General features: G+C 74.0%; 16 protein-coding genes. 4 read left to right on the top strand and 12 right to left on the bottom strand.

Annotated features, from left to right (window positions below; all coding sequences use genetic code 11):
• Positions 1-6 precede the first annotated feature (6 nt).
• Positions 7-747, bottom strand: a complete 741-nt coding sequence (locus tag ACFRMQ_RS03555) for a YcnI family protein (RefSeq protein WP_380726464.1) — start codon at positions 745-747, stop codon at positions 7-9.
• Positions 748-927: 180 nt separating this feature from the next.
• A complete protein-coding gene (locus ACFRMQ_RS03550; RefSeq protein ID WP_380726462.1) occupies positions 928-1743 on the bottom strand; it encodes a hypothetical protein in 816 nt (271 codons plus the stop codon).
• A gap of 230 nt (positions 1744-1973) precedes the next feature.
• On the opposite strand from ACFRMQ_RS03550, the gene ACFRMQ_RS03545 reads away from it, so the two are divergent.
• Positions 1974-2627, top strand: a complete 654-nt coding sequence (locus ACFRMQ_RS03545; protein ID WP_380726460.1) for an ATP-binding protein — start codon at positions 1974-1976, stop codon at positions 2625-2627.
• Positions 2628-2643: 16 nt separating this feature from the next.
• On the opposite strand, the gene ACFRMQ_RS03540 is transcribed toward ACFRMQ_RS03545, so the two are convergent.
• The 7 genes from ACFRMQ_RS03540 to ACFRMQ_RS03510 form a co-directional block, all read right to left on the bottom strand.
• A complete protein-coding gene (locus ACFRMQ_RS03540; protein WP_380726494.1) occupies positions 2644-3906 on the bottom strand; it encodes an ABC transporter permease in 1263 nt (420 codons plus the stop codon).
• A gap of 5 nt (positions 3907-3911) precedes the next feature.
• Complete coding sequence (locus ACFRMQ_RS03535; protein ID WP_380726458.1) at positions 3912-4634, bottom strand: ABC transporter ATP-binding protein; 723 nt, start codon at positions 4632-4634, stop codon at positions 3912-3914.
• Positions 4631-6130, bottom strand: a complete 1500-nt coding sequence (locus ACFRMQ_RS03530) for a peptidoglycan-binding protein (protein WP_380726456.1) — start codon at positions 6128-6130, stop codon at positions 4631-4633. Before ACFRMQ_RS03530 ends, ACFRMQ_RS03535 begins: the two co-directional genes overlap by 4 nt.
• A gap of 47 nt (positions 6131-6177) precedes the next feature.
• The gene (locus tag ACFRMQ_RS03525; RefSeq protein WP_380726454.1) at positions 6178-6756 is read right to left on the bottom strand and encodes a hypothetical protein; all 579 of its coding nucleotides are present in this window, start codon (positions 6754-6756) and stop codon (positions 6178-6180) included.
• Positions 6753-7673 carry a hypothetical protein gene (locus ACFRMQ_RS03520; protein WP_380726452.1) on the bottom strand — a complete coding sequence of 307 codons (921 nt, stop codon included), beginning with the start codon at positions 7671-7673 and terminating at the stop codon, positions 6753-6755. Before ACFRMQ_RS03520 ends, ACFRMQ_RS03525 begins: the two co-directional genes overlap by 4 nt.
• A gap of 97 nt (positions 7674-7770) precedes the next feature.
• Positions 7771-8097, bottom strand: coding sequence for a hypothetical protein (locus ACFRMQ_RS03515; protein ID WP_380726450.1), 327 nt, complete (start codon positions 8095-8097; stop codon positions 7771-7773).
• A gap of 97 nt (positions 8098-8194) precedes the next feature.
• Complete coding sequence (locus ACFRMQ_RS03510) at positions 8195-8419, bottom strand: LuxR C-terminal-related transcriptional regulator (protein ID WP_380726448.1); 225 nt, start codon at positions 8417-8419, stop codon at positions 8195-8197.
• A 245-nt stretch (positions 8420-8664) separates the two neighbouring features.
• On the opposite strand from ACFRMQ_RS03510, the gene ACFRMQ_RS03505 reads away from it, so the two are divergent.
• Together ACFRMQ_RS03505 and ACFRMQ_RS03500 are read left to right on the top strand one after the other, a co-directional pair.
• Positions 8665-8895, top strand: coding sequence for a hypothetical protein (locus tag ACFRMQ_RS03505; RefSeq protein WP_380726446.1), 231 nt, complete (start codon positions 8665-8667; stop codon positions 8893-8895).
• A gap of 20 nt (positions 8896-8915) precedes the next feature.
• A complete protein-coding gene (locus tag ACFRMQ_RS03500) occupies positions 8916-10259 on the top strand; it encodes an amidase (protein WP_380726444.1) in 1344 nt (447 codons plus the stop codon).
• Here ACFRMQ_RS03500 and ACFRMQ_RS03495 read toward each other — a convergent pair.
• A complete protein-coding gene (locus tag ACFRMQ_RS03495; RefSeq protein WP_380726442.1) occupies positions 10256-10417 on the bottom strand; it encodes a hypothetical protein in 162 nt (53 codons plus the stop codon). The genes ACFRMQ_RS03500 and ACFRMQ_RS03495 overlap by 4 nt on opposite strands.
• A gap of 201 nt (positions 10418-10618) precedes the next feature.
• On the opposite strand from ACFRMQ_RS03495, the gene ACFRMQ_RS03490 reads away from it, so the two are divergent.
• A complete protein-coding gene (locus ACFRMQ_RS03490) occupies positions 10619-11440 on the top strand; it encodes a protein phosphatase 2C domain-containing protein (protein ID WP_380726440.1) in 822 nt (273 codons plus the stop codon).
• Between the two features lie 91 nt (positions 11441-11531).
• On the opposite strand, the gene ACFRMQ_RS03485 is transcribed toward ACFRMQ_RS03490, so the two are convergent.
• Positions 11532-12491, bottom strand: a complete 960-nt coding sequence (locus ACFRMQ_RS03485) for a pirin family protein (protein WP_380726438.1) — start codon at positions 12489-12491, stop codon at positions 11532-11534.
• A gap of 128 nt (positions 12492-12619) precedes the next feature.
• Positions 12620-13123 (bottom strand): SseB family protein, encoded by a 504-nt coding sequence (locus tag ACFRMQ_RS03480; RefSeq protein ID WP_380694023.1) that lies wholly within the window; start codon positions 13121-13123, stop codon positions 12620-12622.
• Positions 13124-13313 lie beyond the last annotated feature (190 nt).

The raw sequence follows: 13313 nt of genomic DNA, 5'->3' as shown, positions 1-13313 counted from the left end.
GGGGGGTCAGGAAGCGGAGCCGCTCTTGCGGCGCAGACCGAGCACGCCGACGGCGGTGCCGATCACGCCGACCACGATGCCGACCACGCCCAGGGTGCGGGCGGTGGAGTCGCTGGACCCGGCGTCGCCGGAGGCCGCGGCGTGGTCCGAGCTGCCCGCGGTCGCGGCCGGGGAGGCGGTGACGCCGTGGCCGTCGCCCTCGGCGGCCTTGGTGAGCTTCAGGACGGGCGCGGGCTTGGCCGGCTCGGGCTGGCCGTCCTTGGTCTCGTCGATCCAGCGGGAGATGTCGCCGTTGTCGTAGGTCTGGAGGGTCTTGAAGACCAGGTTGTCGGTGTCGGTCGGCAGCGGGCCGAGCGAGACCCGGAACTCCTGGAACTGGCCGGGGGCGATCTTGGCGCCGGCGTCGGCGGTCCAGGTGATCTTGGAGACGGCCTCGGTCACGTCGTTGCCGTGCACCTTGATCGGCTTGTCGAGCTTGGCCTTCTCGACCGCGGCGGTCCAGCCCGGCAGCGGCAGGGTCCGGACCGAGGCCAGCGGGTGGTCCAGCGGGAGGTTGACCTCCAGCTTCACCGTGCTCGCCGTGTCGCTCTCGTTCGGCACCCGGAAGTCGACGGCCGTGTAACCGCCCTGGGCGGCCGCGCCCGGGTTCACGGTGACGTGCGCGAACGCGGGGCCGGCCAGCGCCACCACGGAGGCGGCGGCGGTGAGGGCGACGGCGGCGATGCGACGGGTGGGAAGGGAACGCATGATGCGGGTCTCCGATCGGAGCTCGGCGGCACCGGGACCGGGCGACGGACGTGAACCGTGCCTCGGCGGGCCGCGCGTGGGGACGTGGGGGCTGTGCCTCGGACCGCCCCGGTACACGGGGAACGGCCGGACGGTGCGCACACCGCGAACCCGGGTCCGCACGGGCACCAGGAACGTCGGTCAGTACGCGAGGGCCCCGCACGGCGGGCCGCGCCGCACCACGCTGTGCCGCAGCACCGCACCCGCCGGGAGCAGGTCCTCGCCGTCCCGGGCCCCGAACCGGCGGGCCGGACCGGCCGCGCCGAACAGACCGCGCAGCAGCGCGGCCACCAGCGCGAACACCGTCCGCAACGGCGCCGTCCAGTGCTCCCGGGCCGCCGCGGCGGCCACCCGCAGCAGCCGCCACAGCGCCGCCTCGCCGCGCCGCAGCCACCAGCCCGCGACCAGCGCGGCGGCCAGGTGCCCGGCCAGCATCGACGGCGTCATCCCGAACACGCCGGCCTGCCACCAGGACACGGTGGCGTACGCCTGCGGGTCCAGACCCGCGGAGGAGACCAGCTGCTCCGGGGACGGGCCGCCGGGCAGGCCGAGCAGCGTGCCGGGCCGGGCCTCGTTGCAGATCAGCCGGCCGGCCACCTGCGGCACCGTCAGCGGGCCGGAGCCGCCGTGGTGCATGCCGGGCATGGCGGAGTGGAAACCGTGGAAGAGGCAGTGCAGCACGAGCTGCCCGGCCCCCAGCGCCCCGGCGATGGCCGGCAGCGAACGCTCCCGTCCGCCGCAGACCGACGCGAAGGCGAGGATCACGGCGAAGCCCGCCGCCAGCGCGGTCGGCGGCACGTTCCCGCCGCCCGCCAGGGCGTGCCCGGCGGCCGCTATCAGGGTGCACACCAGCGCGAACGGGACCGCCCGGGCAAGCCGCAGGTCCCAGGCGGCGGCCCCCACCGGCTGGGCCGGTCCGGAGGCGCCCGGGCGGGGGGCGGCGGCGAGGGCAGTCATGGCCGGGCCATCCTCTCATTGCGTACGCCGCTGAGACGGGCAGGGTGGGAAATCCCTACGAATGCCCCTTTCGGCCGCGGCGTGCGAGGGGGCGTACGCCCCGCCCGGCACAGACCCCGGCCCCCAGTCCATCCGCCGAACGGGCGGTAGCCGGCCTCGGGCACGGTTCACCCGGGAATCGTTCGGAGATACCTAGTTGTATGTGGAGCCGCAGCCAGGAGGGACCTCCCGTGGACATCTGGTGGACTCTGCACCTCAAGCGCGACCCGGCCAGCGTCCCGCTGGCCCGGCGCATCCTGCTCGGTGCGATGGCGACGGCGGGCGTCGACCCGCAGATCGCGGACGACCTCGGCGTCGCCCTCAGCGAGGCCTGCGCCAACGCCGTCGAGCACGGCGCCACCGGGCGGCCGGACGACGGGTTCCAGGTCACCGCCTCGATCAGCGGGGACCGGCTGCGGATCGAGGTCACCGACTCCGGCCCCGGCCTGCCCGGACCCGCGGCGCCCGTGTCACCCGCCGTGCCCGCCCGCCGTCCGGTCGGCTCCGCCCCGGTCGGCTCCGCCCCGGTCCGGCCGGCCGCGCGCGGCCGCTCCCGCCGCGGCCGCGCCACCGTTCCGGCCCGCGTGCTCGCCGCCCACCGGCCCCGCCACGACGGCCACCCGTACGACACCCACGTCCTGCCCGGCCGCCCCACCGCCCCCACGCTGCGCCCGGTCGACCTGGACACCCTCCCCGACCTCACCGCCGAGTCCGGGCGCGGGCTGTTCCTCATCCACGCCCTCACCGACCACGTGCAGCTGCGCAACCATCCGCTGCGGGGGGCGATCGTGAGCTTCGACAAGATCCTCAAGTGGCAGGACGGGGCGCTGCTGCGGGCTTCCTGAGGGCGGGCGGGGCGGGTCAGCGGCGGAGGGCTTCGGCGGGTTCCACGGTGGCGGCGCGCAGCGCCGGGTAGAGGCCGGCCAGCAGGCCGACGAGGCTGCCGGCGAGCGGAGCGGGCAGCACCGTCCAGGGCTGGAGCAGCGCGGTCCAGTCCCGGGCCAGGGCGACCAGGACGACGACGGCGACGCCGACGGCCGTGCCGATCAGTCCGCCGAGCGTGCCGAGGACGGTGGACTCGGTGAGGAACTGCGCGGCGATGTGCCGGGGGCGGGCGCCGAGGGCGCGGCGCAGGCCGATCTCGCCGGTGCGTTCCAGGACCGCCACCAGGGTGGTGTTGGCGATGCCGACGGCGCCGATCACCAGGCAGATGGCGGCCAGCAGCAGGAACAGCCCGGTCAGGTCGGTGGAGACGGAGTCCCGCAGGGTGTGCGGGTCGGGCGGGGCGAGGGCCTCGAAGCTCCTGGGCGTCTCGGGCCGCAGCGCGGTCGGGGCCTGGGAGGCGACCAGGCCGGCCGCGCCGGTCCGGGTGCGGACCACCATCCGGGCGCGGCCGTTCTCCCCGCTCTGCGGGTTGCCCCAGAGCGTCCGGGCGGTGGTGGCGGGCACCATGACGTCGAGTGCCGTCTCGGGCAGCCGTTCGCTGCCGTCGATGACGCCGATGACGGTGAACCCGACGCCGTTGACGAACACCGCCGGGTGGGCGTCGAGGCGGCTGATGCCGAGCCGTCCGGCGGCGGCCGAGCCCAGGACGGCGACGCGCAGGCCGCGTTCGCTGTGGAAGGCGTTGTAGACGGTGCCGGCGGAGACCCGGGCCTCGATCGCCTCGAACCCGCCGGGGGAGAGCGCCAGGACGTTCAGTCCGCTGCCGGAGCCGGGGCCGGGCACCGGGGAGGTGGAGATCCTCGGCTCGGTGAGCGGCGCGTTCCAGTAGACCCCGGCCGCGATCGCGCCGTTGAGCCGGCCCACCCGCTGGTCGGCGTCCTCGGGGAAGTCCATGGGGGCCCGGTGCTGCCCGTTGGCGAGGACCACGTCCGGTCCGCTGCCGACCAGGGTGACGGTGGTGTTCTGCAGGGACGAGAACCGCTTGCCGATCTGGCCGGTGGCACTGGAGGTCAACCCGAGGACGGCGACGAAGGCGCCGACGCCGAGGACGGTGCCCAGCAGGGTGAGCACCGAGCGGCCCGGGCGCTGCACCATGCCGGACAGCGCTTCGCTCAGCAGGTCGAGCGACTTCAGCCGGGAGAGCGGTACGTCGGCGTCGCCGGGGCCGCGTCGGGGCAGCAGTCTCACCGCTCGACCGCCGCCGTGGACGCGGTGAGCCGGCCGTCCCGGATGGTGATGGTCCGCCGGGCCCGGTCGGCGACCTCGCGGTCGTGGGTGATCACCAGCAGGGTCAGCCCGCCCTCGTGCAGTTCCTCGAACAGCTCCATGACCCGCAGGGCGGTGGCCGAGTCCAGGTTGCCGGTCGGTTCGTCGCACAGCAGCAGCGACGGCCGGTTCACCAGGGCGCGGGCGACGGCGACCCGCTGCCGTTCGCCGCCGGACATCCGGGAGGGCAGCGCCTCGGTCCGGTGGCCGAGGCCGACCCGGTCCAGCACCCGCCGGGCGGCGTCGGCCCGGCCCGCGCGGGGCGAGCCGGTGTAGACCTGGGCGAGCATCACGTTCTCCATGGCGGTGCGGTACGGCAGCAGGTGGAAGGACTGGAAGACGAAGCCGATCCGCAGGCCGCGCAGCGCGGTGCGGCGGGCTTCGGAGAGGGCGCCGGTGTCGATGCCGTCGAGTTCGTAGGTGCCGCCGCTGGGGCGGTCGAGCAGCCCGAGCAGGTTGAGGAAGGTGGACTTGCCGGAACCCGAGGGGCCGACCACGGCGACGTACTCGCCGGCGGCGATCTCCAGGTCGTGCGGGTGCAGGGCGGTGACCGGCGGCGGACCGGGGAAGGTGCGGGAGACCCCGCGCAGCCGGATGACCGGCGGGGTTCCGGGCTCCGGGGCCGGACGGTCCTCGCTCACCGGCCCACCACGACCTGCTCGCCGGGCTTGAGTTCGGCCCCGGCGGCGGCCTTGACCTCGACGAACCCGTCCGCGGCGACGCCCGCCGTCACCTCCACGGTGCGCCGGGTGCCGTCGGCGCCCGCGACGGACACCGAGGTGCGGCCGTCGACACCCGAGCTGATGGCCGAGGAGGGCACGGCCAGCACCTCGCCCTGGGTGGAGGCGGCGACGACGGTGATCCGGACGTCCTGGCCCTCCAGCGCCGGATCCCAGGGCGCGTCCGGCGTGACGACCAGCGGGACGTACGGGTCGGTGCCGGCCCCCGGTGCCGCCGCCGGCGCGCTGGCGCCGCCGCCTGCGGCGGGGCTTCCGGGGGTGACGAGCGCGCCCACCGAGCCGACCTTGGCGGGCAGTTGGACACCCGTGGTCTCGGACAGCACGGTGACGGCCATGCCGGGCTTGACCAGCGGGGCGTCGCCGGGGAGCAGGTGGCCGGTGAGGTTGAGGCCGCCGGCGGTGAGGGTGAGGACCGGGGCGGTCACCTTGTCGCCGACCTTGGCGCCGACGGAGCCCACCCGGGCCGGCAGCGCGGGCAGGAACACCACTTCGGCGGCGGGCAGTTGGGGGCCGTCCTTGGCCTGGGCGCGGGCCAGTTCCTGCTGCTTGGCGGTGAGGTCGGCGCGGGCGCGGCCGAGCGCGGCGGCACCACCGGCGGGCGCGCCGGCCGCCGCGGTTCCCGTGGCCGGCGCGCCGGGCTTGCCGGCCGCCGCGGTCGGCTCGCTGCCGCGGGCGGGCTGGCTCTCCAGGTCCTGGACGGCCTGCTTGGCCTGGTCCACGGCCTGCTGGGCGGTCCGGACGGCGGTGGCGGTCTGGTCGCCGGTGGTCGGCACCGGGTAGCCGAGCTTCTGGTAGAGCTTGGTCACGGCCGTCTTGGTGGCGGCGCCGAAGTAGCCCTTCTCGTCGCCGCCGGAGTAGTGCCCCATGCCCCGGAGCACGTCCTGCAACTGGCCTATGTCGCCGCCGCTCTCGCCCGGTGCCATGTCGCGGTAGGCGGGCGTCGCGCCGGGCAGGGCGATCACCGGGCGCCCCGACACCTCGGCCAGCACCTGCCCGGAGTCCACGGAGGCCCCGCCGTCGACCTTCAGCGCCGTGACGATCGGAGGGCTGCCGCCCGGGCCGCCGGCACTGGCCGAGACCGCGCCCGGCTGTACCGGGAAGGACTGGCCGGCCGTGAACACCCCGCGCAGCACGGTGGTGTTGGACAGCACCCGCTGCACCACCGGCGCCGTGAGCACCGAGGCGGGCGGCGCCTTGGTGTCGGCGGCCGCCTGCTCCGGCGAGCGGATCAGGGTGGCGGCCCACATCCCGCCCCCGGCGGTGACCGCCGCGACCAGGGCGATCACGACGATCAGTCGCCGGCGCCGACGCGCGGTGGACCCGGCCGGGACGGCGGGTTCCGCTGCGGCGGCCGCTGCGGGTTCGGTCGCGGCGGTCTCGGGATCGGGTGTCTCCACGGCTTCCAACTCCGGTGCTTCGTTCGATGCTTCGCGCTCGGGCAAGGTCAGCTGCGGGGCGAGGGTCCGGTGGTGGCGCCCGGGCACGGCAGCGGGTTCTGGATGTCCGTGACCTTCCAGACCCCATTGATCTGACGCATCGTCATGACGCTGAGTTGCTCAGGTCGTTCACCGACTTGTTCGATCTCCTGTCCGGTGCCCGTGTCGACGATCTTCCAGGCGTTCAGGTCCACGCAGTCGTAGATCCGGCGGGCCTCGCCGTCGACCCGCATGCCGAGCAGCCGGTGCTTCACCTCACCGGCCATGCGGCGGTTGTCCTGGTGCATCTGGCCGACCGAGGCGCGCAGGATCGAGAGGTTGGGTTCGTCGGCGTGGGCGTCGAGCGGGGCGGCCCGGTCGTCGGCGGCTCGGGCGACCTTCGTCCACTCGTCCCAGTAGCTGAGGTACGGCTGCCGGAGGTCGGTGTCGACCGCGATCAGCGGTTCGCCGTACGGGCCGGTGGCGGTCGCGCCGTCCGGGGAGGCCGAGGAGGTGCCGGAGCAGCCCGTGGCGGCCAGGAGGGCGGCGCCGGCGGCCAGGGCGGCGACCGACGCCCGTAGCGGGCGGGCGGGCCGGTGGCGGCTCACTGGCCGTGCTCCCGCAGCACCGCCGCCGCCTTGTCGATCTGGGCCTGGATGGCGGCGCGGTAGGCCTTCAACTCGCTGTCGTGCTGCTCGATCAGCTGCTTCTGGATGGCGCTCTGCACGCCGAAGGCGATGCCGGAGAGGTTGGTCTGCTTGGTGCAGGCGACGTCGGCCTTGGCGGTGTCGATCTCCCGCTGGGTCACCGTGGGCCCCCAGGACTCGGTGCTGAGGCTCTCCGGGGTGCTGTAGGCGTAGCCCTTCTGCTTCATGCAGGTGGCCCACTCGGCGATGGCGGCGGTGACCCGGGCGTCCGACTTGGTGCGGTTCATGGACTGGCCGGTGAGGTCACCGTAGACGTCGCCGCTGGGCGCCTTGTCGTTCTTGAGCTTGCGGTCGGCCTCGCCCGTGCAGCCGCCGGGCGGGGTGTCGCCGCCGGCGGGCTCGCCCCCGGTCGGGGACTTCAGCCCGGACAGCGCGGTGAACTCGGCCGGGTTCAGCGTGCCGCCTCCGGCCTTGGTCGCCCCGGCGGCGCCGGGTGCGTGGAAGCCGTACTGGGCGGCCTGTGCCTCGTTGAGGAACCCGTACGGGGTGGGCATGTCGTCCTTGCCGACCTTGGTGAGGTCGGCGTTGTTCGGCTGCCAGGAGCCGAAGCCGAGCCGCTTCATGCAGTCCTGGGTGAGCAGGCCCTGCGCCCTCGCGATGCCGGTCAGCTCCTGGGGGGTCGCCGAGAAGGCCCGCAGCGGGAGCTGCTGGGTGTCGGCCACGGTCGTCGGGGTCGGCGTCGCGGTCAGGGCCGGTGCCGCGGCCTGGCCGCCGGAGCCGCCGGGGGCCGGGCTGGCGCTCTTGCCGGAGGAGCAGCCGGTGATCAGGGCGAGCCCGGCGGCAGCGACGAGCAGGGCGGTGCGGCGGTGGGACCTCAAGAGTGGACCTCGTTGCTCGGGCGGGCCGGTAGTCTCGGACGGTGCCCTCTTCGCCCCATTAGCGGTGGGGCGAAGAGGGCGTGACGCGGTGGTGCGATCAGCAGTGGGTCAGCTGGTTCGCGCGGGCGCCGGCGATGTAGTCCTCGTGGGTGTAGCCCCAGACGTTGGTGGACCTGTCGGTGTTGCTGTCCCAGGCGTAGTAGCCGTTGACCGCCGAACCGGGGGTCCAGCACCAGTCGTTGGTGCCGTGGCCCGGGTAGCCGACGCCGTTGATGGTGGCGCCCGTGTCGGCGGCGCCCCGGATGTTGGCGGCGGTGGTGTAGTCGGTGACGTAGAGGGCGTTGGCGGCGCCGGTGCCGAGCGTCAGCGTGGCGACGGCGGCGACCGCCACGGAGGCCACACGGCTCACACGGGACTTGAGCATGGTGATTTCCCATCTCTCGTGACACGGAAGGTGGTTGTCGATGCCCCGATCGGGGCAAGGCCATCTCAGCACCGGGCCCCAAGGCCCACCAGTGTCCTCAGGTACAGTCCTCCAAGCGGACCAGCAGCGCCGCCTGGGCCAGTTGGATGCGTGAGTGGACGCCGAGCTGTTCGAACAGCGCGGCGGTGTGTGCCTTGACCGTCCGTTCCTCGATCCGCAGTGCGGCGGCGATCTCCTGGTTGGAGCAGTCGGTTCCGATGAGTGCGAGGACTTCGGCGCGGCGCCGGGACAGTCCCCTGACCCGGACGGCAGCCGCTCGCATTCTGGACAGATGATCAGGCGTCAACTGCGTTGCTTCGCCCATCGGTTCCCCCCGTAGGCTGAGTCTGGAGCGTACGCACCGTCAGTTTCGACCGGCCGATTGGTCCAGTCAACCTGGATGTCACAGTGCGAGAAGGTTCGTATGTGCACGGTGAGGTGGGCGGGACTGGTGGTACGGGCCATCGGCCGGATCGGCCGGTTCCGGTTCCGGTTGCCGGGTGCGCGGGGCCGCCGGACGATGGGGGCATGATGCACCAGATGCGAGCCGAGTACGGCGCCGGCGACGCGGCCGGCGGGGTACGGCTGTGGCACGTGGTCCGGGGTGAGGAGAGCGTCGCGATGTGCGGGCGGGAGCTCGACCCGGCGGCGGCGGTGCGGTCGGCGGTGGACTGGGGGAAGACCCCCGAGCTGTGCTGCCACACCTGCGGGGCGTACTTCCTGCGCGAGGCTCCGTACCTGGCGGCCGAGCACCCGTAAGCGGCACTACCGTGCTCGGTATGGAGGAACCTCTGGTCCGGCCGCGGTCGCTGACCCGGGAGGCGGCCGGGCTGCGTGCCGGTGTGCCCGAACTGCCCGAGTACGTCGACCGGTTGTGCGCGCTGGTCGAGCGGGTGGATCCACTGGTCCACGCGTTCGTGCCCGAGCCCGGGCGGCACGACAGGCTGCACGCGCGGGCACGGGAACTGGCCGCGAGGTACCCGGAGCCGGGCGGCCGGCCGCCGCTGTACGGGGTGGCGGTGGGCGTCAAGGACATCGTGCACGTGGACGGCCTTCCCACGCACGGTGGTTCGGCGCTGCCGCCCGGGGTGCTGGCCGGACCGCAGGCCGTGGTGGTGGACCGGCTGCTGGCGGCGGGGGCGCTGGTCGCGGGCAAGACGGTGACCGCCGAGTTCGCCGCGAGCGCCCCGGGCCCGACCCGCAATCCGCACCATCCGGGGCACACCCCGGGAGGCTCCAGCAGCGGTTCGGCGGCGGCGGTCGCGGCCGGGCTGGTGCCGCTGGCGATCGGCACCCAGACGGTGGGCTCGGTGATCCGCCCGGCCGCGTACTGCGGGGTGGTGGGCTTCCGGCCGACCCACGGGCGCATTCCGATGGCGGGGGTGATCCCGAACGCGCCGAGCTTCGACACCCTCGGGGTGTTCACCGCGGACCTGGCGGGCGCGGCGCTGGCGGCCTCGCTGCTCTGCGACGACTGGTGGGGCGGTGCCGGGGAACAGCCGTCCGGCGGGCCGGCCGCACCGGTGCTCGGGGTGCCGGACGGGACGTACCTGGAGTGCGCCGAGCCGGGCGCGCTGCGGGCCTTCGAGGACCGGCTGGACCGGCTGGCGAGGGCCGGGCTGGCCGTGCGACGGGTCGAGCTGTTCCCGGAGTTCGCCGAGGTGAGGCGGCAGTCACAGCTGATCAACCGGTTCGAACTGGCCCGTGGCCACGCCGACTGGTTCGCTCGTTTCGGCGGGCTCTACCGGCCGGAGACGGCGGCGAGCATCCGGGCCGGCCGGGGCGTCGAGGCCGGGGACCGGGCGGCCGCCCTGCGGTTCCGCGAGCGGCTGCGCGAGCGGGTGGCCGCGGCGGAGGCGGCGGCCGGGGTGGACCTGTGGCTGGCGCCCTCGGCGACCGGTGGGGCGCCGGAGGGCCTGCACGGCACGGGGGACGCGGTGATGTCGCTGCCGTGGAGCTTCCTCGGGCGGCCCGCGCTGAGCCTGCCGGCCGGGCGGACCCCGCAGGGGCTGCCGCTGGGGCTCCAGGTGATCGGCGCGGCGGGCGAGGACGAGCACCTGCTGGCCCGATCGGCCCTGCTGGAAGCGGTGTCGGCGGAGGTCCAGGAGGTCCGGAAACCCTAGGACAGCCTGGAGGCCCCGGCGCCGCGGGCCCCGGTACCGGGGCGCCGCTCGGGCCCGCGCCGCTCGTCGGGGAAGCGCGGCCCGCCGATCAGGAAGAACAGTGCGGCGGTCGGGAAGCCGAGCGAGGCGGCCAGCACCACGATGAACTGCCAGAACATCTCCCGCTCCTCGTCACTCGAGGGCCGCCCGGACACCCGGATGTGTCCCAAACCCGACCCGCTCCGATTGGCCGAATCCTCCGGTCACTGTCCGACGGTATGGCCGAATCACCTCGGCTGCCACCGGGCACCGCGCCCCGGCCCGCGCCACACCGGCGCACGGGTCTGGGCGTGGGCCGGTGTGGCGGCCACACTGTCGGGATGCAGCTACAGCTCGCAGGGGAAGCGCGGCGGCCCGACCGCGAGAGCGAGGACTTCGCCGCGGCCTCGCCGGAGGCGCTGGTCCTGCTGGACGGCGCGGGTTCGCCGGCCGGCCTGGAGTCCGGATGCCGGCACGGAACGGCCTGGTACGTGCGCCGGCTGGGCGTCCACCTGCTCGCCCGGCTCACCGACCGGGCGGACCGCTCGATCGCCGAGTGCCTGGCCGACGCCATCGTGGAGACGGCCGCGCTGCACGGCGGCCGCTGCGACCTGGCCCACCCCAACACCCCCGCCGCGATGGTCGTCGCGGCCCGGCGGCACGGCCGGTCGCTGGAGTACCTGGTGCTCGGCGACTCGCTGCTGGTGCTGGACTTCAAGGACGGCCCGCCGAAGGTGATCGGGGACAACCAGCGCTTCCCCGGCGGGGAGGAACTGCGCCGCCAGGTCTGGGAGACCGTCCCCGGCTCGGCCGAACGGGTCGCGCTGCACCTGGAGTACGCGCTGGCCGTGCGCGCCGCCCGCAACCGGGGCAACGGCCCGTGGATCGCCGCCGCCAGCCCGCGCGCGGCCGAGCACGCCGAGACCGGCTTCGTCCCGCTGGACCGGCTGTACGCGCTGGCCGCCTTCACCGACGGTGCCTCGCGCTACACCGAGCGCTTCGGGCTGGGCAGTTGGGGCGACGTGTTGCGGCTGCTCGCCGAGTCCGGCCCGGCCGAGCTGATCTCCCAGGTCCGGGCGGCGGAGCGGGCCGACGCCACCTGCGAGCGCTGGCCGCGCGGCAAGATCCACGACGACGCCTCGGCGCTCTACGCGCTGCTGTGACCACGTGACGGAGCGCCGCGCATGACGGAGCGCCGCACGTGACGGAGCGGCGGACCGGAGACCGGTCCGCCGCTCCGCCGTGCGGGCGGGCTCAGTGGCCGTCGGCGGGGATGGTGCCGAGGCGGCCGGCCTGGAAGTCCTCCATGGCCTGCTGGAGTTCGCGGTGGCTGTTCATGACGAACGGGCCGTAGTGGGCGACGGGTTCGCGGATCGGGAGGCCGCCGAGGAGGACGACCTCGAAGTTGTTGTCGCGGGAGTCCTGCTTCTCGTCGGCGCGCAGGGTGATGGAGTCGCCGTCGCCGAAGACGACGGCCTGGCCCCGGTGGAAGGGGCGGTGCTCGGTGCCGGCCGAGCCGTTGCCGGCGAGGCCGTAGGCGAGGGCGTTGAAGTCGGCGCGCCAGGGCAGGGTGATCTGGGCGCCGGGGTTGATCGACGCGTGGATCATGGTGATCGGGGTGTGGGTGGCGCCGGGGCCCTGGTGGCCGTCCAGCTCGCCGGCGATGACGCGCAGGAGCGCGCCGCCGTCCTCGGTGCTGAGCAGCTTGACGCTGCCGCCGCGGATGTCCTGGTACTTCGGGGTGATCATCTTGTCCGAGGCGGGCAGGTTCACCCAGAGCTGGAGGCCGTGGAAGAGGCCGCCGGACTGCACCAGGGACTCCGGCGGGGTCTCGATGTGCAGGAGGCCGGAGCCGGCGGTCATCCACTGGGTGTCGCCGTCGGTGATGGTGCCGCCACCGCCGTGCGAGTCCCGGTGGATGAACGTTCCGTCAATGATGTACGTGACGGTCTCGAAGCCGCGGTGCGGGTGCCAGGGGGTGCCCTTGGGCTCGCCGGCCGCGTAATCCACCTCGCCCATCTGGTCCATCATGATGAACGGGTCGAGGTACTTCTGGTTGATCCTGGCGAAGGCGCGGCGGACGGGGAAGCCCTCGCCCTCGTAGCCCTCGGGGGCGGTGGCCACGGTCAGGACCGGCCGGGCGCTCGTGACGGCGGGGTCCGGCGTGGTGACGCGCGGAAGGGTCAGCGGGTTGTCGACGGTCACGGCGGGCATGTCGGCCTCCTTCTGGGGAGTGGCTTCGGCCTGATGTCCCTCAGGTTAGTTCAATTCTCAACAACAAGCAAGTTGAAAGTTGAACTATGTAGTGACGGAGGAGCGCGGGGCTCCTCTTCCAGGATGGGTCAGCCGTACATCCGGCGCATCGTGAAATCGACCATCTGCTCGACGGCCTTGGCGTCGAACACCATCCGGTGCTCGCCCTCCATGTCCAGCGCGAAGCCGTAGCCGGTCGGCAGCAGGTCCAGGACCTCGGCGCCGGTGACGGTGAAGTGCTTGGAGTCCTTGCCGGCGTAGCGGCGCAACTCCTTCAGCGAGCTGAACATCGGGATCACCGGCGTCGGGGTGTTGTGCAGCGCCAGGAAGCCGGGGCGGTCGCCGCGGGGGCAGTGCACCTTCGAGGTGATGAAGATCGCCTGGAAGTCCTCGACCGCCATCGAGCCGGTGGTGAAGGCCCGGACCGCGTCCGCGAGTGAGGGAGGCGAGGGTTCCGGGTAGAGGGACTGCTGGGGGGTCTGCGACTGCCCGCCGTAGGCGTCGGGTCCGGGCATGCCGTTCATGCCCGGCTGCGGCCCCGCCTGCTGCTGGTAGGGATCGCCCGGGTATGTGTTCTGGTCATATCCGTACACACGGACAGGCTAGCGGGAGCGCACCCTCCTGTGCTGGCATCGATCCTGACAAGGAGTGGCCGTTCCGGCTGTGGGACGTGACCACGTTCATAGCGGTGGATCGGCCGGCGGGGGCTTGCCCAAGTTACCGCTGGGTAGCATCATGATGCCTACTGGTGGGTACGGGGCGCCGGAAGGCGGTCTCCCGGAA

The organism is Kitasatospora sp. NPDC056783 (assembly GCF_042789895.1).
Classification (GTDB): domain Bacteria; phylum Actinomycetota; class Actinomycetes; order Streptomycetales; family Streptomycetaceae; genus Kitasatospora.
Note: the sequence above shows the minus strand (reverse complement) of the source record. Positions and strands in the feature narration are given on the sequence as shown.

Bases quoted from the DNA above. Each gene is read 5' to 3' on its own strand.
- ACFRMQ_RS03555 (WP_380726464.1), bottom strand. From the start codon at position 747: ATGCGTTCCCTTCCCACCCGTCGCATCGCCGCCGTCGCCCTCACCGCC.
- ACFRMQ_RS03550 (WP_380726462.1), bottom strand. From the start codon at position 1,743: ATGACTGCCCTCGCCGCCGCCCCCCGCCCGGGCGCCTCCGGACCGGCC.
- ACFRMQ_RS03515 (WP_380726450.1), bottom strand. From the start codon at position 8,097: ATGCTCAAGTCCCGTGTGAGCCGTGTGGCCTCCGTGGCGGTCGCCGCC.
- ACFRMQ_RS03510 (WP_380726448.1), bottom strand. From the start codon at position 8,419: ATGCGAGCGGCTGCCGTCCGGGTCAGGGGACTGTCCCGGCGCCGCGCC.
- ACFRMQ_RS03505 (WP_380726446.1), top strand. From the start codon at position 8,665: ATGATGCACCAGATGCGAGCCGAGTACGGCGCCGGCGACGCGGCCGGC.
- ACFRMQ_RS03500 (WP_380726444.1), top strand. From the start codon at position 8,916: ATGGAGGAACCTCTGGTCCGGCCGCGGTCGCTGACCCGGGAGGCGGCC.
- ACFRMQ_RS03495 (WP_380726442.1), bottom strand. From the start codon at position 10,417: ATGTTCTGGCAGTTCATCGTGGTGCTGGCCGCCTCGCTCGGCTTCCCG.
- ACFRMQ_RS03490 (WP_380726440.1), top strand. From the start codon at position 10,619: ATGCAGCTACAGCTCGCAGGGGAAGCGCGGCGGCCCGACCGCGAGAGC.
- ACFRMQ_RS03485 (WP_380726438.1), bottom strand. From the start codon at position 12,491: ATGCCCGCCGTGACCGTCGACAACCCGCTGACCCTTCCGCGCGTCACC.